The sequence below is a fragment of the Pectobacterium versatile genome, from assembly GCF_003932035.1.
In the GTDB taxonomy this organism is placed as follows: domain Bacteria; phylum Pseudomonadota; class Gammaproteobacteria; order Enterobacterales; family Enterobacteriaceae; genus Pectobacterium; species Pectobacterium versatile.
The window spans coordinates 2,402,553-2,425,549 of record NZ_CP034276.1 but is presented as its reverse complement, the minus strand read 5'-3'; the positions used below and the strand labels follow the sequence as shown (position 1 = coordinate 2,425,549).

The 22,997-nt window shown below is 49.8% G+C and carries 24 protein-coding genes; 16 read left to right on the top strand and 8 right to left on the bottom strand.

Annotation, left to right across the window (positions count from 1 at the left end; all coding sequences use genetic code 11):
• The first annotated feature begins 9 nt into the window (after positions 1-9).
• The 3 genes from EIP93_RS10995 to EIP93_RS10985 all read left to right on the top strand — a co-directional run bounded on the left by EIP93_RS10995 (position 10) and on the right by EIP93_RS10985 (position 3,231).
• Positions 10-1,284 (top strand): YeaH/YhbH family protein, encoded by a 1,275-nt coding sequence (locus EIP93_RS10995; protein ID WP_103940706.1) that lies wholly within the window; start codon positions 10-12, stop codon positions 1,282-1,284.
• 139 nt (positions 1,285-1,423) lie between these two features.
• A complete protein-coding gene (locus tag EIP93_RS10990; protein WP_010295253.1) occupies positions 1,424-1,834 on the top strand; it encodes a hemerythrin domain-containing protein in 411 nt (136 codons plus the stop codon).
• Positions 1,835-2,031: 197 nt separating this feature from the next.
• A complete protein-coding gene (locus tag EIP93_RS10985; protein ID WP_039489569.1) occupies positions 2,032-3,231 on the top strand; it encodes a multidrug effflux MFS transporter in 1,200 nt (399 codons plus the stop codon).
• A 22-nt stretch (positions 3,232-3,253) separates the two neighbouring features.
• On the opposite strand, the gene EIP93_RS10980 is transcribed toward EIP93_RS10985, so the two are convergent.
• Positions 3,254-4,507: a D-amino acid dehydrogenase gene (locus EIP93_RS10980; protein ID WP_040032906.1), complete on the bottom strand. Its 1,254-nt coding sequence runs from the start codon at positions 4,505-4,507 to the stop codon at positions 3,254-3,256.
• Between the two features lie 484 nt (positions 4,508-4,991).
• On the opposite strand from EIP93_RS10980, the gene EIP93_RS10975 reads away from it, so the two are divergent.
• From EIP93_RS10975 to EIP93_RS10940, 8 genes are all read left to right on the top strand, one after another.
• Positions 4,992-5,972: a 6-phosphofructokinase gene (locus EIP93_RS10975; RefSeq protein WP_103860754.1), complete on the top strand. Its 981-nt coding sequence runs from the start codon at positions 4,992-4,994 to the stop codon at positions 5,970-5,972.
• A gap of 10 nt (positions 5,973-5,982) precedes the next feature.
• Entirely contained in the window at positions 5,983-6,276 is a 294-nt protein-coding gene (locus EIP93_RS10970; protein ID WP_010295258.1) for a PTS sugar transporter subunit IIB, read from the top strand.
• Between the two features lie 13 nt (positions 6,277-6,289).
• Positions 6,290-7,627, top strand: coding sequence for a PTS sugar transporter subunit IIC (locus EIP93_RS10965; protein WP_103860755.1), 1,338 nt, complete (start codon positions 6,290-6,292; stop codon positions 7,625-7,627).
• A gap of 44 nt (positions 7,628-7,671) precedes the next feature.
• Positions 7,672-7,950 carry a hypothetical protein gene (locus tag EIP93_RS10960; protein WP_103940392.1) on the top strand — a complete coding sequence of 93 codons (279 nt, stop codon included), beginning with the start codon at positions 7,672-7,674 and terminating at the stop codon, positions 7,948-7,950.
• 6 nt (positions 7,951-7,956) lie between these two features.
• Entirely contained in the window at positions 7,957-8,394 is a 438-nt protein-coding gene (locus EIP93_RS10955) for a PTS sugar transporter subunit IIA (protein ID WP_039531459.1), read from the top strand.
• Positions 8,391-8,924, top strand: coding sequence for a P-loop nucleotide/nucleoside kinase family protein (locus EIP93_RS10950; protein ID WP_103940394.1), 534 nt, complete (start codon positions 8,391-8,393; stop codon positions 8,922-8,924). Before EIP93_RS10955 ends, EIP93_RS10950 begins: the two co-directional genes overlap by 4 nt.
• Before the next feature lie 36 nt (positions 8,925-8,960).
• The gene (locus EIP93_RS10945; RefSeq protein WP_039472980.1) at positions 8,961-9,860 is read left to right on the top strand and encodes a tagatose-bisphosphate aldolase; all 900 of its coding nucleotides are present in this window, start codon (positions 8,961-8,963) and stop codon (positions 9,858-9,860) included.
• A gap of 242 nt (positions 9,861-10,102) precedes the next feature.
• On the top strand, positions 10,103-11,644 hold the full coding sequence (locus EIP93_RS10940) for a SpoVR family protein (RefSeq protein WP_039473353.1): 1,542 nt from the start codon (positions 10,103-10,105) through the stop codon (positions 11,642-11,644).
• A 97-nt stretch (positions 11,645-11,741) separates the two neighbouring features.
• Here EIP93_RS10940 and fadR read toward each other — a convergent pair whose 3' ends face one another.
• Entirely contained in the window at positions 11,742-12,461 is a 720-nt protein-coding gene (gene fadR, locus EIP93_RS10935; RefSeq protein ID WP_103860760.1) for a fatty acid metabolism transcriptional regulator FadR, read from the bottom strand.
• Between the two features lie 230 nt (positions 12,462-12,691).
• On the opposite strand from fadR, the gene nhaB reads away from it, so the two are divergent.
• Together nhaB and dsbB are read left to right on the top strand one after the other, a co-directional pair.
• The gene (nhaB, locus tag EIP93_RS10930) at positions 12,692-14,272 is read left to right on the top strand and encodes a sodium/proton antiporter NhaB (RefSeq protein WP_107332918.1); all 1,581 of its coding nucleotides are present in this window, start codon (positions 12,692-12,694) and stop codon (positions 14,270-14,272) included.
• A gap of 194 nt (positions 14,273-14,466) precedes the next feature.
• Entirely contained in the window at positions 14,467-14,997 is a 531-nt protein-coding gene (dsbB, locus tag EIP93_RS10925; RefSeq protein ID WP_039480963.1) for a disulfide bond formation protein DsbB, read from the top strand.
• Between the two features lie 89 nt (positions 14,998-15,086).
• Here the strand turns inward: dsbB and EIP93_RS10920 are convergent, their stop codons facing one another.
• The 4 genes from EIP93_RS10920 to EIP93_RS10900 all read right to left on the bottom strand — a co-directional run bounded on the left by EIP93_RS10920 (position 15,087) and on the right by EIP93_RS10900 (position 17,488).
• Positions 15,087-15,284 (bottom strand): DNA polymerase III subunit theta, encoded by a 198-nt coding sequence (locus tag EIP93_RS10920; RefSeq protein WP_010275471.1) that lies wholly within the window; start codon positions 15,282-15,284, stop codon positions 15,087-15,089.
• Between the two features lie 253 nt (positions 15,285-15,537).
• Positions 15,538-15,984: a YcgN family cysteine cluster protein gene (locus tag EIP93_RS10915; RefSeq protein WP_103860762.1), complete on the bottom strand. Its 447-nt coding sequence runs from the start codon at positions 15,982-15,984 to the stop codon at positions 15,538-15,540.
• A gap of 122 nt (positions 15,985-16,106) precedes the next feature.
• Complete coding sequence (locus tag EIP93_RS10910) at positions 16,107-16,763, bottom strand: fumarylacetoacetate hydrolase family protein (protein ID WP_010295272.1); 657 nt, start codon at positions 16,761-16,763, stop codon at positions 16,107-16,109.
• Positions 16,764-17,230: 467 nt separating this feature from the next.
• Positions 17,231-17,488 carry a YcgL domain-containing protein gene (locus EIP93_RS10900; protein WP_103860763.1) on the bottom strand — a complete coding sequence of 86 codons (258 nt, stop codon included), beginning with the start codon at positions 17,486-17,488 and terminating at the stop codon, positions 17,231-17,233.
• Between the two features lie 136 nt (positions 17,489-17,624).
• On the opposite strand from EIP93_RS10900, the gene minC reads away from it, so the two are divergent.
• Genes minC through minE form a run of 3 tightly spaced genes read left to right on the top strand, consistent with a single transcriptional unit; the run spans position 17,625 to position 19,417 of the window.
• Positions 17,625-18,311 (top strand): septum site-determining protein MinC, encoded by a 687-nt coding sequence (minC, locus tag EIP93_RS10895; protein ID WP_039472966.1) that lies wholly within the window; start codon positions 17,625-17,627, stop codon positions 18,309-18,311.
• A gap of 20 nt (positions 18,312-18,331) precedes the next feature.
• The gene (gene minD, locus EIP93_RS10890) at positions 18,332-19,144 is read left to right on the top strand and encodes a septum site-determining protein MinD (protein WP_103860764.1); all 813 of its coding nucleotides are present in this window, start codon (positions 18,332-18,334) and stop codon (positions 19,142-19,144) included.
• A gap of 3 nt (positions 19,145-19,147) precedes the next feature.
• Positions 19,148-19,417 carry a cell division topological specificity factor MinE gene (gene minE, locus EIP93_RS10885; protein ID WP_005968801.1) on the top strand — a complete coding sequence of 90 codons (270 nt, stop codon included), beginning with the start codon at positions 19,148-19,150 and terminating at the stop codon, positions 19,415-19,417.
• A 270-nt stretch (positions 19,418-19,687) separates the two neighbouring features.
• Here minE and rnd read toward each other — a convergent pair whose 3' ends face one another.
• Together rnd and fadD are read right to left on the bottom strand one after the other, a co-directional pair.
• On the bottom strand, positions 19,688-20,812 hold the full coding sequence (rnd, locus tag EIP93_RS10880; protein ID WP_103860765.1) for a ribonuclease D: 1,125 nt from the start codon (positions 20,810-20,812) through the stop codon (positions 19,688-19,690).
• Positions 20,813-21,013: 201 nt separating this feature from the next.
• Positions 21,014-22,699: a long-chain-fatty-acid--CoA ligase FadD gene (gene fadD, locus EIP93_RS10875; RefSeq protein WP_125232699.1), complete on the bottom strand. Its 1,686-nt coding sequence runs from the start codon at positions 22,697-22,699 to the stop codon at positions 21,014-21,016.
• Positions 22,700-22,997 lie beyond the last annotated feature (298 nt).

Here is a 22,997-nt window from a genome sequence, read left to right as displayed (position 1 = left end):
GGGGGAAACATGGCCTATTTTATTGACCGACGACTGAACGGCAAAAACAAAAGCACGGTGAACCGCCAACGCTTTCTGCGCCGCTATAAGTCGCAAATAAAACAGTCGATTTCCGAGGCCATTAATAAGCGTTCGGTGACCGACATCGAAAGCGGGGAGTCCGTCTCGATCCCCAATGCAGACATCAACGAACCGATGTTCCATCAGGGCCGTGGAGGACGCCGCCACCGCGTCCACCCGGGCAACGATCATTTTGTACAGAACGACAAAATCGAGCGGCCACAAGGAGGTGGCGGCGGTGGTTCCGGTCAGGGGGATGCCAGTAAAGATGGCGAAGGCGAGGATGAATTTGTCTTTCAAATCTCCAAAGACGAATATCTGGACCTGCTGTTTGAAGATCTGGCACTGCCGAACCTGAAGAAGACCCAGCATCGGCAGATGACCGAGTACAAAACGCACCGCGCCGGGTACACCGCTAACGGCGTTCCCGCCAATATCAGCGTGGTGCGTTCGCTGCAAAACTCGCTTGCACGCCGTATGGCGATGACAGCGGGTAAACGGCGCACGCTGCATGAGCTGGAAGAGTCACTGGAACAGCTGGCGCATACCGAACCTGCACAATTGCTGGAAGAGGAACGGCTGCGGCAGGAAATTACCGAACTGCGCCAGAAAATCGCCCGCGTGCCTTTTATCGATACGTTTGACCTGCGCTACAGGAACTACGAGCGTCGGGCCGAGCCGTCGAGCCAGGCTGTGATGTTCTGTTTGATGGATGTGTCCGGCTCGATGGATCAGGCGACGAAAGACATGGCGAAGCGCTTTTATATTCTGCTGTATCTGTTCCTCAGCAGAAATTATAAAAACGTGGACGTCGTCTACATTCGCCACCATACGCAGGCGAAAGAGGTCGATGAACAGGAGTTCTTCTACTCTCAGGAAACCGGCGGCACCATTGTCTCCAGTGCGTTAAAGCTGATGGAGGAAGTGGTTCGCGAGCGTTACGATCCGTCGCAGTGGAATATCTACGCGGCACAGGCCTCAGATGGTGATAACTGGGCTGATGACTCCCCGCTGTGTCACCAGATTCTGGCGAATCAGCTTCTGCCGATGGTCCGTTATTATAGCTACATTGAAATCACCCGGCGTTCACACCAGACGCTCTGGCGCGAATATGAAGCACTGCGCGATACGTTCGATAATTTCGCTATGCAGCATATCCGCGATCAGGATGATATTTACCCTGTCTTCCGTGAACTCTTCCGTAAACAAACGGTAGGGCATTGACCTTCCTCTCAGTCGGCCAGTTATCTGTTAATGATTAATAGTTAGCTGGCTGATTTTCTCTCTCTGGGCATTTTTCTATAAACGTGTATTTAAAATGCATGTATTATAAATGGCATTATACCTGCACAGAGAATCGCTTATGAACATTGATAAATTCAAACACCAGCACAACGACATCCTCGAAAGCATTGATACCCTGCGCCGGCTGTCTAAGGCGGGCGTGACAGAAAACGCTGCGGATATCGCTCGCGCCATCGTCGCCATGAGTTCAACCATCAAGTTGCACCTTTCCGCAGAAGATCGCGTGCTTTACCCTTCGCTTCAGCGCAGCGGTGACGAGCAGTTAACGAAGATGAGCCAGCATTACCAGAATGAAATGCAAACCATTGCCGCAGATTACGATGCGTTTTCCCGTCGCTGGAATACAGCTTCACAACTGGTTGGTCACGACAGGGATTTTCGCGCTGATGCCAATAACGTATTGCGTAAGGTCTATGAACGTATGCAGCGGGAGAATCATGATTTTTATCCCCGCATTGAAACGGCCTGAGTGGATTAAGCACAATTGACTAAAGGGCGGAGAATTTCTGGCTGACGACGCTCCGCCCTGTTGATTACCGCCTTCATGCTACCTTGCTACGCCATCTCTCTCACATTATCGTGACGTTGTCACAAAGATAACACTTTCCTTCCGCCACGGTGCGCATTACCCTGTCGAACCCATAAAACGTAGATTTCTGTTTTGTTATGCAACGATTTGTTCTGATTTTACTGGCTCTGGTTCTACTCGGCCCGCTGGGCATTGACATCTATTTACCGCTTATTCCCGCCATCGCCGTGGCGCTGAACAGCCCAGAATCGCTGATTCAGTCCACCGTCGCACTGTTTATTCTGATCATGGGATTAGGCCAACTTCTGGCGGGGCCGCTGGTCGATAAGTACGGTCGACGTCCAATGGCGCTGGCTGGTGTGATTATCTATCTCATCGGCGCGGTCATGGCTGCGCTGGCGACCAGCGCCACGCTGTTCATCCTCTCACGCCTTTTTCAGGGGCTGGCCGTCTGTTGTACCGCCGTCGCCATTTTCAGCAGCGTGCGTGACAAACTGAACGGTGACGATGCCGCCAGAACCTATGGCTTTCTTAACGGCACGTTGAACATTGTGCCAGCGCTGGCGCCGCTATTCGGTGGGCTTTTGGCCGAAGCCTTAGGCTGGCGTGCGCCCTTCTGGTTCCTCGCGGGCTACAGCATTTTAGTACTGGCACTCGTCATCCGCTTTCTTCCTGAAACGCGACCAGATTCAACATTGCCCGTACACGGCTTGCCGCTGCGCCAATACGCACGTCTGTTATCCGATCGCCACTTTCTGGGATTCGCCTCAGTCAACGCGGGCGCGATGGGGATGGCGTTAACCTATGTCACCTTCTCTCCTGTGGTGTTGATGAATGAGGCCCAGCTCACGCCGCTTGAGTTTTCGATTGCCTTTGGCGTAAACGGTTTTTGGATCATGCTGGTCAGCTTCTTTGCGAATCGTATTATCCGCAAAGTCGGCCGGCCGCGCTGTCTGGCTATCGGTAGCCTGCTGATGGGGGCCGGTTTTCTTTCGCTGCTTAGCGGCGTCGTTCTCTTACCCGAAGCGATGCAAAACACCTGGCCAACCTACATGCTGCCCGTCGCGCTGGCCTGTGCTGGTCTGGCATTTTTGATCGGGCCGTCCACCAGCTATGCGCTGGAGCCTTATTCCAATGAGGCGGGGATTGCATCGGCGATGGTAGGATTTGTGCAGATGGCGGGCGGTGCAGCGCTGGGGCTGATTGCTATGGCGCTCCCTCTGCCGTCAAAAATATCACTGGCGCTGGTGATGCTCTGTGCCGCCTTGCTGGCGATACGCGCCCGCCTGCTCACGCGGCACCACAAGGGCAGCATTACGCCACTGCCCCGCACGTAGTTAAAAGCTAATTAGTTCAAAACTAACGAACATACCTTTCCACGGACAAATCATCGGACTCAATCTCCGGTGATTTGTCCGACAGAATATCCGCCAGCAATTTCCCCGATCCGCAAGCCATCGTCCAGCCTAGCGTGCCGTGTCCCGTATTCAGATACAGATTTTTCAACGGTGAGCGCCCTACCAACGGCGTGCCATCCGGCGTCATCGGACGCAGCCCCGTCCAGAATGTTGCTTGCTCAATCGGGCCGCAATGAGGATAAAGATCGCGCACTACCATTTCCAGCGTTTCACGGCGCTTGGGATTCAGCTCAGTGTTGAAGCCCACGACTTCCGCCATTCCACCAACGCGGATGCGACGATCAAAACGGGTAATCGCTATTTTATAGGTTTCATCCAGTACGGTAGAAACCGGTGCCGAGGCGTCATCAGCTAGCGGGATCGTCAACGAATAGCCCTTCAGCGGATAGACCGGAATATCGAACCACTGGCGCAGGAGTCCCGTTGAATAAGAGCCGCAGGCCATCACATAGGCATCTGCCACGATGATTTCGTCGTCGCACTGCACGCCCGTGACGCTCTGTCCTTCAACCCGCAGCTGACGAACGTTACGTCCCAGTTTAAAGGTGACGCCGGCCTCGGCGGACATCGCCGCCAGTTGGCGAGTGAACAGTTGACAGTCGCCCGTCTCATCATGCGGTAAACGCAGCCCGCCAGTCAGTTTACCCGCCACGTTCGCCAGCGCAGGTTCAACCGAGGCCAGCTCATGACGAGTCAGCAGTTGATACGGTACGCCAGCCTCTTCCAGCACAGCGATATCCCGTGTCGCGTTTTCATACTGCTGCTCAGTGCGGAACAGTTGCAGCGTTCCGCCTTGCCGACCTTCGTACTGGATACCGGTATCCTGCCGCAGCGCTTGCAAACAGTCGCGGCTGTATTCCGCCAGACGTACCATCCGCGCTTTATTGGTTTTATAGTGGCGTGCATCGCAGTTGATCAACATTTGCCACATCCAGCAAAGCTGTGCAGCCGTAAAGTCCGGCCGGATGGCCAGCGGCGCATGGCGCTGAAACATCCACTTTATCGCTTTCAGCGGTATGCCCGGCGCAGCCCAAGGCGCGGCATAGCCAGGGGAAATTTGTCCGGCATTCCCGGCGCTGGTTTCCAACGCGGGCTCCGGTTGCCTGTCAATAACGGTAACATCATGCCCTGCCTGCGCAAGATACCAGGCGGTACTTACGCCAACGACGCCACTTCCCAGAATCACAACCCGCATGCTACCGCTCTCCCTTTCTCTCCGTTAAAGACCGTCTAATCTACTGGAAGAATGCTTATTTAATGGAATAAAACGCTAGTTAAAAGGTAAAACTGAAGACTACTCTAGCATTTGGGAAGGAATTGTCACCCGCCTCGACGATAACATTTATCTATTGTTATCTCTTCGATCCGTTGATTCCCCACTGAGATCGTAACGAAATAACTGTGAAATCATTCACAAAATGCGTATTCGCTTTTTAGCTGAAAAGATAAAGAAGAATAAAAAAGATGAAAATGTTAAATGCCTAATGAATTAACAAGTTAGTTAATTTTCTTATTTTTAAATCGTGATAATCATCACAGCAATTGAATCAACAACATCACTGTCAAGACACTCAAGCCCGTAGTTAAATACAAATTTGCGACATTCATCAAAAAAACGCCTTATCAGTTTAATAACATTGTGTTCACACGGTGGTTATTCATATTTCCAGAGGGCGACGATGAAAATTGGATTAGTCATTAGCGGCGGCGACGTTAGCGGAATAAATAACTTCATCTTTCAGGTGAATAGAATGACTGCCTCCGACATCGTCATTTTCGATGGTGGAATTAATGGCCTTATCGATAACTGTTGCAAAGTACTAACTCGCCGCGATTTGGTGGATTATTCTCTCTCAGCAATGCCCTTGATCTCCTCAGGGAGAAAAACCGGAAAATGTAGAAAAGTAGACTATGAGCACATCGTCAAAAACATTCAAAAACAAAAACTCGACGCGCTCATTATGGCTGGAGGAGATGGCTCATTCCAATTTCTAAAAAAACTCAGCCACTATGGTATTCATTGCTATGGCGTAGGAATGACGATTGATAATGATATTTCAGGGAACAGCTATACGATCGGTTTTTCTACCGCCTGCGAGCAGGTCATGAGTGAAGTAGAGAAATTGCGAAATACAGGCCGTGGACTACAAGGACGGGTATTCATGATTGAATTACTCGGCGGTTATTGTGGCGAATTAACCTTGCAGGCGGCATTAAAGAGCAACGCAGATATCGCACTCATTCCAGAATCACCGTGGGATATTGAACAATTATCACAATGTATTCGGGAGAAAATCGCGGAACAAAACAGCGTAATCATTTTATGCTCTGAAGGTTATACCCATGAGTATACTCCTGGCTTTCAGGGCGCTATCGACACCATTATCAAGAAACTAGAGCATAAGATTGGCATCCGTATCCGAAAAACTATTTTGGGATATGGTTTACGAAATGGCGCGCCCACCGGGGAAGAAATTATTCAGGGCACCCTGTTAGCAGAAGAAGTGGTTCGGTGCATTAATACCGGGCTAACCAATAAAATCATCATTATCAATAATAACAACAAAGCCATTCCTATCGACCTGGAGGATTCCGAACGACGTTTGGTTGATGTCGACAGTCACTTTTATAAGCTCGCGAAATCTCATCACCTTATATGAGGCCATGATTATGTTGAAAGTACTTTGCGTTTGCGGCTGTGGATTAGGTTCCAGTTTCGCTATCGAAATGAGTGCGAAATCCGTACTAAAAAAACTAGGGATTGATGCAGAAATAAATCACACCACGATTTCAGAAGCTTCTGCCTTCAATTATGACGTCATTCTAACCCAGAAAATATTTGCTGACATCCTGAATAGCGATGCCAGTGAAGATGAGAAAAAAAGAATCATCATTCTTAATAAATTGACCGACAAAGATGAAATAGAAGAAAAAATTTTAGCGTATATCCAGGCTCATCAATAGCATGAGGTGAAAAATGAACACCGTTATCAATTTCATTGTGAAAGATTTATTAGGCCAGGCATCCATATTAATCGCGCTGATCGCCATGATCGGGTTGATTTTGCAGAAGAAGTCGGTAGGGAAAACGGCCGAGGGGACGTTTAAGACACTGCTGGGTTTCCTCATCATGATGGCGGGGATTAACATCATCGTTGATACCCTGACGTATTTGAACAGCATCTTTACCCAAGGCTTTGGCATGAAAGGCTACATCACCGATGTCGCCGCCATCGCCGGGTTGGCAAACCGCGAGCTCGGGTCAGAAGTCGCGTTGACGCTCATGGTGATCTTTGCCGTCAACATCCTTATTGCGCGCATTACCCCCTTTAAATATATCTTCCTGACGGGACAGGCTCTGCTGTGGATGGCAACAATCGGTACCGTAATTGGCTATAAGGCAGGTTTGACCGGCGCAACGCTGATCCTAACCGGAGGCATATTTGGCGGCATTATGGCGGTACTGATGCCAGCGCTGGCACAACCGATTGTCCGTAAAATCACGAATTCCGATGATGTTGCGCTGGGACATTTTTGTACCATCGGGTATTTGGTGCAGGCTGCCGTCGCTCGGGTCGTCGGTAAAAACTCCAAATCCACGGAAGATTTAACGCTGCCTGATAACTTCAAATTCTTGCAGGATACCTACCTGTCGATGGCCGTCGTCATGGTGCCGATGTATCTCATCCCCGCCGTGGCGGCAGGACCGGCCTACATCGCGCAGTACGCCAACGGCGTCAATTATCTGATGTATTCCTTCATGCAATCCATGCAGTTTGTCGCAGGCGTTTTCGTTCTCTACAGCGGTGTACGTCTGCTGCTTAATGAGTTGGTTCCCGCCTTTCGAGGTATCGCCATGCGTCTGGTACCTAACGCCAAACCCGCGTTGGATTGCCCGGTGCTCTTCCCTTATGCACCCAACGCCGTGATTGTCGGGTTTCTCGCTACCACCGTCGGTTCCATTCTGGGGATGCTGATCTTCCCGATGTTTGGGCTGGCAATGATTTTGCCGGGTTTATTGACCAACTTCTTTGCGGGCGGAACAGCCGGTATTTTCGGTAACGCGCTAGGAGGACGACGTGGTGCCGTCATTGGCGGTGTCGTTCATGGCCTTTTCATTACGCTATTGCCCGCCATTCTGGTGCCATTACTGGAAGTTTTCGGCTTTACCGGCGTCACCTTCAGTGATTCCGATGTCATCAGTACTGGCCTGATATTAGGACACGCCTTCCAGCAAGATTGGTTATTTGTCGCCGCCTTTGTCGCGTTCGTTGCATTCATTGCTTTTATTGCGAACCGTAAACTATCGCAATAGCGTACTGGCCTGTCGTCATTATGCAAATAGCTTAAGGAGTCACTATGTTTTCTCTACTCAAACGCTTTTTATCCCCAGGCCCCTCTTCCGGCCGTCACGATAATACGGATGACAATCGCGTCAGGGAAATTGAGGAAGAATTAGCGGAGCTTGAATCTCGGTTAGCACAAGATCCGGGTCATAGTGAAACGCAAAAAATGCTAATGATTAAATACAATCAGGCCATTCAACTATTTTCTTCTCATCCTGACTATCGGGAGCGCATTGATCGTATTTTTATTCAGATAGATGAACTCAGAAACACCATTCGGAAAAATATATGAGGTTTTATGAGCATAAAAAATTTCCTTTTGCAGCACAATTGCATTCAACTCGGCGTGATATGTAAGACATGGGAAGACGCTATTTATTGTGCTGCGCAACCATTAATCAGCGCAGGGTGTATTACGAAGGCGTATCCCATCGCGGTGATAGAAAACACGAAGGAATACGGCCCTTATTATGTATTTGATGAAGGCATCGCTATTCCCCATGCGCGCCCTGAATGTGGCGTTCGGGAGAATTGTTTTAGTTTGCTGACGTTACAGACACCGCTCTCTATTCACGGAAGTGAACCGGTGGATATTTTAATTATGTTCGGTGGGGTTAACAGTGATGCGCATATTACGGAAGGTATCGCCTCAATCGTCAATCTATTAGAAAAGGACGACATGCTCTCTCGTATTCGATGCGCCACTACGTCAGATGATATTGTCGGGGTATTATGAAAAAGCTTATTTTAGTAAATGGTATCCCTGCATCAGGGAAAAGCACGGTAGCACGTATCATTGCGGGTGAATTAAACCTCCCACGGTTAAGCCTCGATGAAATAAAAGAGCCGTTCATGATGCAGTTCTGCGACACGATTGACAGAACGTTAAACAGAAAACTGGGAGTTGCCGCCTATCAGGCCATGTTTAATATCGTTAGACAGGCTCCTGAAAATAGCATTCTTATTCTTGATGCCTGGTTCGGTTTTCGCGAAAAATCGCTATTACAGGACTATCTGATTTCGTGTGATATCCAGCATACGCTTGAGATATGGAATGCTATTTCACCTGACCGAGTAGCTGAACGATATCAGACCAGAATTAATGACAGGATAAAAGGCCATCCCGGCAGTGAGTATCTGCCGGAATTAATTTCACTCGCGCATCAGGCACAGCCGATGGGTATGGGAAAATGTTACACGGTTGATCAGGATAAGGAAATTAATTATCAGGAATTAATTCAATGGATAAAAACACACCTGGATTAATCGCTTATTTACATTAATTTTATGAGGGTAATTATCATGAACACCATGACAACCGCTGAGCACCGGGGATACCAATTAATTTGTAACGCGACGGGGGCAATGATGGTTATTGCCTGCGATCAACGTGGCGGCATGCGAACATTATTAGCACCGACATCAGAAGCACAGGCCGCGATTACCAATGAAATATTAGGAAATACAAAATACGACATCACCCGCTATCTGGCGGCTGAGGCGGGCTGTGTACTGGTTGATCCGATCTGCGCCATACCGGGTCTTATAGACGAAGACATTCTGCCCCGCGATACCGGCCTGCTCATCGGGCTCGATGCGTCAGGGTGGGAAACGACGCCAGAAGGCTACCGGATCTCCACGATGGTTGAAGGCGTAACGGCACGTAAAGTCCGTGAATGGGGTGCCACCGGCGGAAAAATCATGATCTACCTTCGCCCGGATATACCCGACGCCAATACCCGTAACCTTGCCACACTCCGTACCGTGATTCAGGACTTTGCGCAGGAAGATTTACTGCTCGTCGTTGAGTTTCTGACCTACCCTCTGGAAAATGAATCTCGCGAAGCCTATACCCGTCTCTTGCCCGAACTCATTCCGGCGGGCTGTCAGGCCTGTATCGAGCAAGGCGCAAAAGTCTTGAAGATTCCTTATCCTGGGTCTGATGAAGCCTGCGCACGCGTCACCACACTGTGCGGTGACATTCCCTGGGCCGTTCTGTCTGCGGGTGTCGATCACGCCACCTTTCTCCCTCAGGTAGAAAGTGCGTTGAAAAATGGTGCCTCTGGCGTGATTGCCGGTCGTTCTCTGTGGAAGGATTGCATTTCGCTCGATCGCAACGTTTCTAAAGAGAAGCTGTCTACGATTGCCGTTTCCCGCCTCAACGATATTCAGGCGCTGTTAAAACGGTATCAACACCGCTAGCCCAAACGGTCTTTCGCGCTCTCTTCGGGGAGCGCATTTCCCTATCAATAGACAGCGTAATATCGGTTTCTTTTTTCTCCCCTCAGCGACCTTTTTCCATCAAACACGCTCAATTCGTCAATTGCCGCGTTGCCAAAGCTCAGCTATAACTAAATGAACAACGATGATTTTTTGACAGGAGCCAGCGGGAAGGCAGTAAACGAGATCTCACGTACAGACTTGTTATGTTAGGGGGCGCGCTGATGGCTATATCGACGGATAATCAGGTAAAAAAAACACTTCGCCTGAGTGATGGACCGGACTGGACGTTTGAGTTATTGCAGGTTTACCTTGATGAGATTGATCGGGTGGCCAAGTCGTATCGTCTGGCGACCTATCCTCATCAGATTGAAGTCATCACTTCAGAACAAATGATGGACGCCTATTCCAGTATAGGCATGCCGATCAACTATGCCCACTGGTCGTTCGGGAAGAAATTTATCGAAACCGAACAGCGTTACAAACACGGGCAGCAGGGGCTGGCATACGAAATCGTCATTAACTCCGATCCCTGTATCGCGTATTTGATGGAAGAAAACACGCTGCCGATGCAGGCGCTGGTGATGGCGCATGCCTGCTACGGGCACAACTCATTCTTCAAAGGTAACTACCTGTTCCGCAGTTGGACCGATGCCAGCTCCATCGTCGATTACCTGCTGTTTGCCCGGCAGTATATCGCGCAATGCGAAGAGCGTTATGGTGTGGACGAGGTGGAACGCCTGTTAGATTCCTGCCATGCGCTCATGAATTACGGCGTTGACCGCTATAAGCGTCCGCAGAAGATTTCGCTCGAAGAGGAAAAGTCCCGCCAGAAAAGCCGTGAGGCCTACCTGCAAAGCCAGGTTAACGATCTCTGGAAGACATTACCGCGTCGCGAACAGGGTGCCGCACCAGAACAAGCCAGACGTTTTCCGCAAGAACCGCAGGAAAACCTGCTCTATTTTATGGAGAAAAACGCGCCGCTGCTGGAGCCCTGGCAGCGTGAGGTTCTGCGTATCGTGCGAAAAGTCAGCCAGTATTTCTATCCGCAGAAGCAGACTCAGGTGATGAATGAAGGCTGGGCCACATTCTGGCACTACACCATTCTGAACCATCTCTATGATGAAGGCCGGGTCACTGAACGCTTTATGCTGGAGTTCCTGCACAGCCATACCAATGTGATCTATCAGCCACCGTACAATAGCCCTTACTACAACGGGATTAACCCGTATGCGCTGGGCTTCGCGATGTTTCAGGACATCAAGCGTATTTGTCAGTCACCGACCGACGAAGACCGCTACTGGTTCCCCGATATCGCAGGTAAAGACTGGCTCGATACGCTGCATTTTGCGATGCAGAACTTCAAGGACGAGAGTTTCATCAGCCAATTCCTGTCGCCGAAGCTGATGCGTGATTTCCGGCTATTTACGGTGCTGGACGACGACCGCAATAACTATCTGGAAATTGCCGCGATTCACGACGAAGAAGGCTATCGTTTGATCCGGCAGGAGCTCTCCGCGCAGTACAACCTGAGCCATCTGGAACCGAACATTCAGGTCTGGAATGTGGATTTGCGCGGTAATCGGGCGCTGACGCTGCGCTATGTTCCGCATAATCGCGCACCGCTGGATAAAAGTAGCCAGGAAGTGTTGAAGCACGTTCACCGCCTGTGGGGATTTGACGTCTATCTGGAACAGGCTAACACCGATGGCAGCATCGAGTTGATTGAACGCTGCCCGCCGCGTAACGGGACTGCATCCACATAACGGAACTCGGTTCACAGGTCAGCGACACGACCAAAGACAAAGGGGATTCAGGCAACAACCTGAATCCCCTTTTCACAATGAAACTGCGGTATGAGCCTTAGCGGCGTACTTCTGCGATATCCCGCGGGATAGCACTCTGCATACTGTGCCAGATCGCTCCGCTTTCTTTACCGTAATGTCTGACGACATCCATCACCTGATCGTAGAGCTCTTCGCTACGCAACGCGTCCAACCGACCGTAAAAATTCACCGCCAGCTTGCGGGCTTCCGGATTGGAAAAATAGTAGCGCCCTACACGGATATATAGCCCTTTCAGACCATTCAGGATCAGACCATAAATCGGATTGCCAGAGGCAAAAGCCAAACCACGGAACACGTTGTAGTCAAGTTGCGCAAAGGCTTCTGCGCTATCATCTACCGCGTTTGTCTGAGTTAATACCTCACGCACCTTTTCTGGATTATGGCGTAACGCCGTCCGAATAAAGATGGCGGCGATGTTGGTTCGCACGGCCAGCAGGTTATCGATCAATTGCGGCACGCTATCGTGATCGAGCCGAGCCAGCGTTTCCAGAATATTGAGCCCGGACGTTTCCCAAAAATTGTTAATCTTTGTTGGCTTCCCGTGCTGTATCGTCAGCCAGCCATCGCGGGCTAGGCGCTGAAGCACCTCACGCAGGGTAGTACGGGTCACGCCGATCAGTTCGGAAAGCTCTCTTTCCGCGGGCAAAATAGAGCCAGGAGGAAAGCGGTTATTCCATATACTTTCGATAATGTATTCTTCCGCGAATCCAGCCGGACTTTGCGCCTTTATAACCATGTGTTTGATAATCCGTAGCGGTGATTGCCGAAAAAAGCTAAGTCATAATACCAGACGAAAGAATCATGATATAGCGCCGCACTCGGGCACCGAACCATTTCAATGAAAAATTGTGACTGCAAACCGCCCTCTTGCGGCGTAGAACGGTAGACTTCTGCCCGTTTGTAAAGTTTTTACGATATGATAAAAGCCATCAAACTATTCTAACGAATAAGGATTCCTCTTCCATTATGAGCGGCATGCCCCTCCACCGTGCGCTATTAAAAAATTTCCTCGGATACGCGCCAGACTGGTACAAATTGACTATTTTTTGCTTCTTGCTGATTAATCCGCTGCTGTTCTATTTTGTCAGCCCGTTTTGGGCCGGTTGGTTACTCGTCGTGGAGTTTATTTTTACGCTAGGTATGGCGCTGAAATGTTACCCATTACAGCCTGGCGGCCTGCTGGCACTACAGGCCATCCTCATCGGTATGACCAGCCCGCAGCAGGTGTGGCATGAAGTCACCGGGAATATTGAAGTCCTCATGCTGCTGGTGTTTATGGTGGCAGGCATCTACTTCATGAAGCAGTTGCTGCTCTTTGTGTTTACCAAACTGCTGCTGCGCATTCATTCCAAGACGCTGCTTTCACTTGCTTTTTGTATCGCCGCCGCCTTTCTTTCCGCATTCCTTGATGCGCTGACCGTGATTGCCGTTGTTATCAGCGTCGCTATCGGGTTTTATGGTATTTACCACCGCTTCGCTTCCCAACAGGGTGAAGACGAAGCCGATATCAGCGATGACAGCGCGTTAAGCAGCGAGGAGCATCATCGTACGCTGGAGCAGTTCCGGGCATTCTTACGCAGCCTGCTGATGCACGCAGGCGTCGGTACGGCACTGGGCGGCGTGATGACGATGGTTGGCGAACCTCAGAACCTGATTATCGCGAAAAGCGCCGGCTGGGATTTCGTCAGCTTCTTCCTGCACATGTCACCCGTGACCGTCCCGGTGTTTATTTGCGGTATCCTGACCTGCGTGCTGGTTGAGCGTTTTAAACTCTTCGGCTATGGCGTGAATCTGCCAGACAACGTGCGCCGCGTGCTTGAGGATTACGATCGGGACATGACAGAAAAGCGCACACCGCAGGATAACGTGCGTTTACTCGTGCAGGCAGTGATTGGCGTCTGGCTCATTATTGCACTAGCGTTTCATCTGGCCGAGGTTGGGTTAATTGGCCTCTCTGTGATTATTATGGCCACCACATTCTGCGGCGTGACCGAAGAACACGCGATTGGTAAAGCGTTTCAGGATGCCATGCCGTTTACCGCACTGTTGACGGTCTTCTTTGCCATCGTCGCCGTCATTATCGACCAGCAGTTGTTTTCACCGATGATCCACTATGTCCTACAATCTTCTGCTAGTGCGCAACTGACGCAGTTTTATCTGTTCAACGGCTTGCTCTCATCGATATCAGATAACGTCTTCGTTGGCTCGGTTTATATTAACGAAGCGCGCAATGCCTTTGAGAACGGTCAGATCTCATTACCCCAGTTCGAACTGCTCGCTGTCGCGATCAATACCGGCACCAACCTCCCTTCCGTCGCCACACCGAATGGGCAAGCGGCATTTCTGTTCTTGCTGACGTCTTCTCTGGCACCGCTTATCCGTCTGTCTTACGGACGCATGGTGGTGATGGCGCTGCCTTACACTATTGTCATGACGCTGGTTGGGCTACTTTGCGTAGAGTTCACGCTGGTGCCGTTCACCGATTTTTTGATGAATAAACAATGGATTTCTTTGCCAGATTTGACCATATCGGGCAGTCACTCATAATCACGATCGTGTATAGTAATCGCGGCTGCGATAATTTCGGTATTGATGACGTTATCAATACGATTTTCGCCGCCGCAGAATGACAGAAAAGCATCAAATAAACATATCGTTACGTTTTGCACAGTGAAATGATGGCAGTGAAGCCAGAACGGTTTACACTGCTGCTTTAATCATGTTTAGCATGGAATATTTTTATGTTGCGATTTCTTAATAGTTGTTCACGCGGGCGTGGTGCGTGGCTGCTGCTGGCGTTTACTGCTTTAGCGTTGGAATTGGTCGCGCTCTATTTTCAGCACGTTATGTTATTAAAACCGTGCGTGCTGTGTATCTATCAGCGTTGTGCGCTGTGGGGCGTGTTCGCAGCAGGCATTGTTGGTGCCATCGCGCCATCAACGGCGTTGCGTTACCCGGCCATCGCGCTATGGATATACAGTTCTTATGAAGGGTTCCGACTGGCATGGAAACACACGGATATTTTGTTAAATCCGTCGCCGTTTACCACCTGTGATTTCTTTGTCAGCTTCCCGTCATGGCTACCTTTAGACAAATGGCTTCCGGCCATTTTCAATGCGACAGGTGATTGCTCAGTGCGTCAGTGGGAATTCCTTTCGATGGAAATGCCACAATGGTTGCTTGGCATCTTTGCCGCTTATCTGTTGATTGCCGTGCTGGTATTGATCGCTCAGCCTTTCCGCCCTAAGCGTCGCGACCTCTTCAGCCGCTAACCCATAATCTGTTAAGAACAGGCCGAAAAGCCCGACGAAAGTCGGGCTTCTGGTAACTGTTTCTACGCCTCACAGGCTTGTGCTGACCATCACTGCTGTGGTCTGTAGATATCGCGATAATGGCCTAATCGTTCGTTAAAAAAAGGCCTTTTTTCCTGCGGAATTCTTCGTGATATTTCATCTGCGTCGATCTTTTTTTCCTGACTTTCCATAAAAGCAATGGTGGAGGCAGCAAAGTCGGTGTACTGCTCGCTGTACTCAAGAATAATTTTCTCAAAGTTAATCACATGCTCTCCCTCCTGCTGGTTACGTGGCTCTAAAATTATACAACACGTCGCGATTTGTGCCGGAGACGGCAGCATGATTCGCACAATGAACAAGAAAAATGTGAAGTAGAAAGCAAAAAACAGATGGGATGACGAATGAACACTGACTCTCCCCCCGATAAAAAGCCCCTCTTCTGAGTGATTCAGATTGAGGGGCTTCTTGTTTTAACCAGTAAACAGTTTTAACCAGGCAACAGCCAACACCGAACAGAAACTATCGCGCCCATTCAGGCTTGTTTAAAATATGGTTTTGCCAGTCCACCACCTCACTCTCGCGTACAGCGATATGACGCACGGAGATGCGCTCACGGTGCATTGCCGTTTTAGTACCGCAGACCAGCGGATGCCACTGAGGTAAATCTTCACGTTCATGAACCAGGCGATAAGCACAGGTCGCGGGTAGCCAGTTAAACGTCAGCAGGTTTTCACGCGTCAGCTTGATGCAGTCCGGCTCGTACTCGAAGCGTTTCTCATAGTTACGGCACTGGCAGCTTTTAATATTCAGTTGATTACAGGCAACGTTGGTAAAGTAGATCTCCTCCGTATCCTCATCAATCAGTTTATGCAAACAGCACTGACCGCAGCCATCGCACAGCGACTCCCATTCATCGTCAGACATCTCAGACAACGTTTTTTGCTGCCAAAAAGGGCGTTCAGTCATTTTTCTTCCGGTTACTTTGTATTGTGAAAAATCTGTATTGTGAAAAAGAGGTGTGATTCTGGCAGGCTGCGGCGGGATGATATTTTGCTGCCCGTCGTTCAACACGGGCAGCCGGGAAAGCGTTAGATAATACGCGTGCTTAACGTCCGGTCATTTACCGTAATCGTCAGCATATCGCCAGACAGGATCGGACCGACCCCTTTTGGCGTACCCGTTAAAATAATATCGCCCGCGCGCAGCGTAAAGAAACGGCTCATGTAAGCAATCAGCGGCAGAATCGGCGTAATCATATCACGCGTGTTGCCCTGCTGGCGCACTTCATCATTCACTTTTACACCCAGATCGGTTTGCTGCGGATCGCCAAACTCGGCAACCGGAATAAAACCGGAGATCGGGCAGGAACCGTCAAACGCTTTGGCTTTCTCCCACGGCTGCCCCGCTTTTTTGAAGTCGGACTGCAAATCACGCAGCGTCAGATCCAGTGCCACACCATAACCCGCAATCGCCCGGGCAACGCGTTCTTCATTCGCCTGCTTGAGCGGCGTACCGATCAGTACAGCCAGCTCAACTTCGTGGTGAACCGAACCCAGATTTTTAGGAATGGCAACGGGCTGGCGTAAGTCACACAGTGCGGTTTCAGGCTTGATGAATAAAACGGGCTCGCTCGGGGTCGCATTTCCCATTTCTTTGATGTGTTCTGAGTAGTTACTTCCTACGCAAACGACTTTATTTACTGGGAAATCAAGCAGCGCGCCCTGCCAGTCTCTGTGTTGATACATGGGTATTCTCCTGCCCTGTCTGTTGGATTATCGCTGCTTTCGTGGCGCACAACTCGCCCAAAAGGAAAGCAGCTATACCCGTCATACTTCAAGCTGCATGTGCGTTGGCTACGCTCAGTCACCCGAATCACTGACTTGAGTAAGCTCATCGGGATTCCCTCTCTTGCCGCCTTCCTGCAACCCGAATTATTTAGGGTGAATATAAGAACATGATGGTGCAAAACCATCGTTATATCATCGCAACGGGGGTTACCCCAACAGATTTCAGGCGAACAAGACAGGGGATCCTATGATGGGGAAACGAAGTCCTATCCCATCAAAAATGGAAACAATTAAATTGTGGCGGGGTAAAACTCAAAAAGTGAATATTTATCGCGCGGAATATCATGCGAACGGCTGAGATATTCCACGCCAAATTATGTTTGCGGCTTTATCTGAAAGTACGCCTTGGTATTATTTTTTTACACTTATACAGGCGTGTTTAATAAGCTTTCGACCGGAGGAGGAACTTGCAGATAAAAACCCTGTTCCTGTAGCGCAAGTTTCACTTTTTCTATATCGGCATTCGCCAGTTTTTTACGCCCATCCAGCGGTAAGAGCATGGCTAACTGCGGCGTGCCGAAACTTTTCATTAATTCTTCCGGCACACGTGAGAAATCGTCTTTTTTTTCAACATAAAGATAGGTCTGATCGCGTTTCGCACTTCGATAGATCACACAAAACATTTTTTTTACTCTATTTGATGGGAATGCCATCTTGCCTGTATATAATTGTGACTATAACATGCTTACAGCGCTCTGGAATATCATGCCTTAAATGTTACTCTAGGGATTAAAAGATGCTGAAACTGAGTCAGGATAGATGTCACAAACGCCAATAGAGCTAAAAGGCAGCAGCTTTACCTTATCGGTTGTTCATTTGCATGATTCCCAACCCGAGGTAATTTACCAGGCACTACAGGAAAAAATAGAGCAAGCGCCTGCTTTCCTGAAAAATGCCCCCGTTGTCATTAATGTTGCTGCATTAACAGCGGAAACCGACTGGATAAAATTACAGCAGGCCATTTCGTCAACCGGCCTGCATGTCGTTGGCGTCAGCGGATGCACCGACGACGCATTAAAGAAAATCATTGCGCAGGCGGGGCTTCCCCTTCTGAGCGAAGGTAAAGCACAACGCCGGGTCGTCGAGCCCGTCGCCGCCGTTCCTGCTGCGGTGAAAACGAAAGTCATCAACACCCCCGTTCGCTCCGGCCAACAGATTTACGCCCGGAACTGTGACTTAATCGTCACGAGCAGCGTGAGCGCGGGTGCTGAGGTGATTGCCGATGGCAATATTCATATTTACGGCATGATGCGCGGCCGAGCCCTCGCAGGCGTTTCTGGCGATGTTCAGAGCCAGATATTCTGTACGCATCTGGCCGCAGAACTGGTTTCGATTGCTGGCCGTTACTGGCTGAGCGATCAGATTCCTGAAGCGTATTTTGGGCAGCCAGCACGGATCAATCTGAACCAGCTGGACAATGTTTTAACGATAAAACCTCTAGACTAGAATCTCCCAAGGAAACATTTATGGCACGCATCATTGTTGTTACATCGGGTAAAGGGGGCGTTGGCAAGACCACATCAAGCGCGGCCATTGCTACCGGTTTAGCCCAGAAAGGAAAAAAGACGGTTGTCATCGATTTTGACATTGGTCTGCGTAACCTCGACCTGATCATGGGATGTGAGCGTCGCGTGGTGTATGACTTCGTCAACGTTATTCAGGGTGATGCCACGCTGAATCAAGCGCTGATCAAAGATAAGAGAACGGATAATCTCTACATTCTGCCCGCATCACAGACGCGTGATAAAGATGCGCTAACACATGAAGGCGTAGAGAAAGTGCTCAACGATCTGGGCGACATGGAATTCGATTTTATCGTGTGTGATTCACCCGCCGGGATTGAAACCGGTGCGTTGATGGCGCTCTATTTCGCTGACGAAGCAATTATCACCACCAACCCGGAAGTTTCTTCCGTTCGCGACTCCGACCGTATTCTGGGCATTCTGTCTTCGAAATCACGTCGTGCGGAGCGTTCTGAAGCTCCGATCAAAGAGCACCTACTGTTAACGCGCTACAACCCAGGCCGGGTGAGCCGTGGCGACATGCTGAGTATGGAAGACGTTCTTGATATCCTGCGGATTCCGCTGGTTGGCGTAATCCCAGAAGACCAATCTGTACTCCGTGCCTCTAACCAGGGTGAACCCGTCATTCTGGATGCGGAAGCCGATGCAGGTAAAGCCTACGCGGACACCGTTGAACGTCTGCTTGGTGAAGAACGCCCTTTCCGTTTTGTTGAAGAAGAGAAGAAGGGTTTCCTTAAACGACTTTTTGGGGGATAAATTATGGCTTTACTGGACTTCTTTCTGTCCCGCAAAAAAACGACAGCCAATATTGCCAAGGAACGGCTGCAAATTATTGTCGCGGAGCGACGCCGGGGAGATAGCGAACCCCATTATCTGCCGCAATTAAAGCGAGACATTCTTGAGGTTATCTGTAGATATGTACAGATTGATCCTGAGATGGTGACGGTTCAGCTTGAGCAAAAAGGAGATGATATTTCCGTGCTTGAGTTGAACGTTACATTACCGGAAGCGGAAGAAACGCCTAAATGATTTTTCTGCTGTGATATCCCCTGCTTTTACGTAGGGGATATCTACTCGCCATAGTTCCAAATGACTGACGTCAGTAAATTCATCGGTATATTTTCCTTTCCGTTCCACCCGCCTAATACCCGAATTATTTATAGTTAACTGTATATTCAGCCAGTATTTTATTTCTCGTTCTGTTTTTTCACCGTATTCTTACCACCCTATTTGCTGCTTGTTTTATGATGGCATCATCACAGCAAATAAGGCGTATTGATAAGACGTGTTTATCGGGGATTAATAACCTTGCACAATTTCACGCAGTTCATCGCCATATAACTGTCCACGCCAGCCAGACAACATTTCTGGCGAACCCGCATCTTGCCCGCTTAATTTCCAGTGCCAGTTCAGCAGGCGATTAATTTGACGACGTGAAGCCAATAGCTCGGCGGATAATCCACTCTGTTCGCTCACACGCTGCACCAGCGCTTTGATATCTTTAAACGCCTTTTTATAGCCGGGATAGTCGATCAAATTCATCACCGGCGGTGGGCAATCCGAGTCAGCAATGCCGTCTGTCTGTGCAACGCAGTCCAGCAGCGTTTTGCCGTGGTAACGGATTTCCGGGCCGCTCAGCCCCAGCGAGCTCAGTTCACCCAGCGAAGTCGGCAGACAACGCGCCACCTGCAAGAGGTTCTCTTCACGTACGACAAAATTCACCGCACTGTCTCGCTCACGCGCTTTACGCAAACGCCACTCAGCTAGACGCTGAAGGCAAGCCAGATTTCGGCCACGCAGCTGCCAGGCATTGCCAAATTCGCGATAGGCCAGCGCCGGTGCCAGAATATCCTGTTTACGCTGACACAGCAGGAGACACTCATCTAGCGCGGCATTCATCCACCCTGCGGCTTCCGTATCTGCCACCAGTTGAATAGCCATCGGCAACAGATAGAACACATCGGCAGCGGCATAATCACACTGTTTTTCGCTCAGCGGACGAGCAAGCCAGTCCGTTCTCGACTCGCTTTTATCCAGCGTCACGCCCATGTAGTCAGCCACCAGCGCAGCAAAACCATATGAGAGCGGCTTGCCTAAAAATGCGGCCAGAATCTGTGTATCAATGAAAGGCGTCGGCAGCGTTCCAAACGCATTGAGAAACACTTCCAGATCTTCGCTGCCCGCATGCAGGAATTTAGTGACCTGTTCGTCACGTAGTAACGCCTGAAAGGGTGCCCAGTCGGTAATCGTTAACGGGTCGATAAGTGAAAGCTGTTCGCCGTCATACAATTGAATCAACCCTAATTGCGGATAATACGTGCGGGTTCTGACGAACTCTGTGTCCAATGCCACCTGCGGAAAACGTCGCGCCTGGGAGCAAACCTGTTGTAACCCGATGTCGGAAGTGATCAACTGATAATTCAAAACGTCATTCTCTTGGTTGTTTTTACTTTACGGTTCTGGGTCAAATCCGTATCGCCGTAAAAAATTCCCGGCGGACATTTTTAACGTCGTAAGCGACGGCCCATAGGTTATTCGCCATAAAAAAGAACGCCGGATAAACCGGCGTGAAAACATCATATCGCGTCCTGCCTCTCTCTGGCAGTCGTTTTTCGCGGAAAATCGTCAGGCGGCAGCGTCTTTCTTCGCCTTCTTCTCGTCACGTAATTCGCGACGCAGGATTTTCCCAACGTTAGATTTCGGCAAATCGTCGCAGAATTCGATCTCTTTCGGCACTTTATAGCCCGTGAGATTGCGGCGGCAGTGTGTAATGAGTTCCTCTTTCGTTAACGAGTTATCACGCCTTACCACAAAGGCTTTGACTGCCTCGCCGGAGACCTCATTTTCCACCCCAATTACTGCCGACTCGGACACTTTGGGATGACGACTGATAACATCTTCAATTTCCGTCGGATAGACGTTAAAGCCGGAAACCAGAATCATGTCTTTCTTACGATCGATGACCCGCAGGAATCCTTCATCATCAGAAGTGACAATGTCACCCGTTGCCAGCCAGCCATCTTTTAACACGTCGTCCGTGGCGGCAGGCTGCTGCCAGTACCCTAACATCACCTGCGGCCCGCGTACCCACAGTTCACCCGATTCGCCCGGCCCAACATCGTTACCGTTGTCGTCAATGATTCTGACATCCGTTGATGCCACCGGCAGCCCGATGCTGCCGCTGTAATGCTTGAGATCATAAGGGTTCACGGCCACCAGAGGGGAACTTTCTGTTAACCCATATCCCTCAAGCAGATGTTTACCCGTTAACTTCTCCCAGCGTTCCGCTACCGCCCGCTGCACCGACGCACCGCCGCCAACGGACAATCGCAGTGTCGAGAAATCGAGCTCATGAAACTCTTTATTATTTAACAACGCATTAAACAGCGTATTGACGCCCGTAATCGCAGTAAAAGGATACTGTTTCAATTCTTTTACTACTGCAGGAATATCCCGGGGATTGGTGATCAGCAGATTCTGTCCGCCCAACTCAAAGAACAGCAGGCAGTTAGCCGTCAAAGCAAAAATATGGTACAGCGGCAACGCCGTTACCACCCATTCATTTCCTTCCCTCAATACCGGGCCATAAGCCGCAAGGCACTGTGCCAAATTCGCCTGCATATTGCGGTGCGTGAGCATGGCGCCCTTAGCCACCCCCGTCGTGCCGCCGGTATATTGCAGAAAGGCGAGATCGCTATTGATGATATCAGGTCGAACATACTGCTGGCGTCGCCCTTCCTGCAAAACGCGACGAAACGATATAGCATCCGGCAGATGATACTTGGGCACTAGCCGCTTAATGTATTTCACTACGAAGTTAACCAGCGTGCCTTTTGCCGTGGATAGCTGGTCACCCATGCGAGTCAGGATAACGTGCTTCACCGCCGTGTTATGAACGACTTTTTCCAGCGTATGCGCGAAGTTAGACACGATAACAATCGTGCTGGCACCGCTGTCTTTTAGCTGGTGTTCCAGTTCCCGTGGCGTATACAGTGGGTTAACGTTGACAACCACCATACCCGCGCGCAACACGCCAAACAGCGCCACGGGATATTGCAGCAAATTGGGCATCATCAACGCCACGCGGTCACCTTTCTGCAATTTAAGCTGGTTTTGCAGGTAGGCCGCAAACGCCCGGCTCCGCTCCTCCAACTTACGAAACGTCATCACCTCACCCATGTTGATAAATGCAGGTCGATCGGCATAACGCCTCACACCATTTTCAAACATTTCAATCAACGACGAATAGCGGTCCGGATCGATTTCCGCCGGCACATCCGCCGGATAGCGTGATAACCAAATTTTTTCCAAGACGTCACTCCCGAGATATTTTTTTAGTGGCATCGTCGTCGCCCTCAGAGGCTTATAATTATTAACATTATTTTAACTCAGCCTACCAGTTAGCTAACAAACAATGTTAAGGTTGCGAGATCGATCACTAATTTATTCTTTATTCAAAAAAATCAGGCAACTTACGTCGCCTGATTTCTTCACACCGAACTAAATAATTTTAGAATCTACCCCATAGGGCGTTATTGGCGCAGTCAGTTTGGACACGGACAGCGCGGAAAAACCGGAGCGTACACGTAGTACGTGAGGATTATTCGCT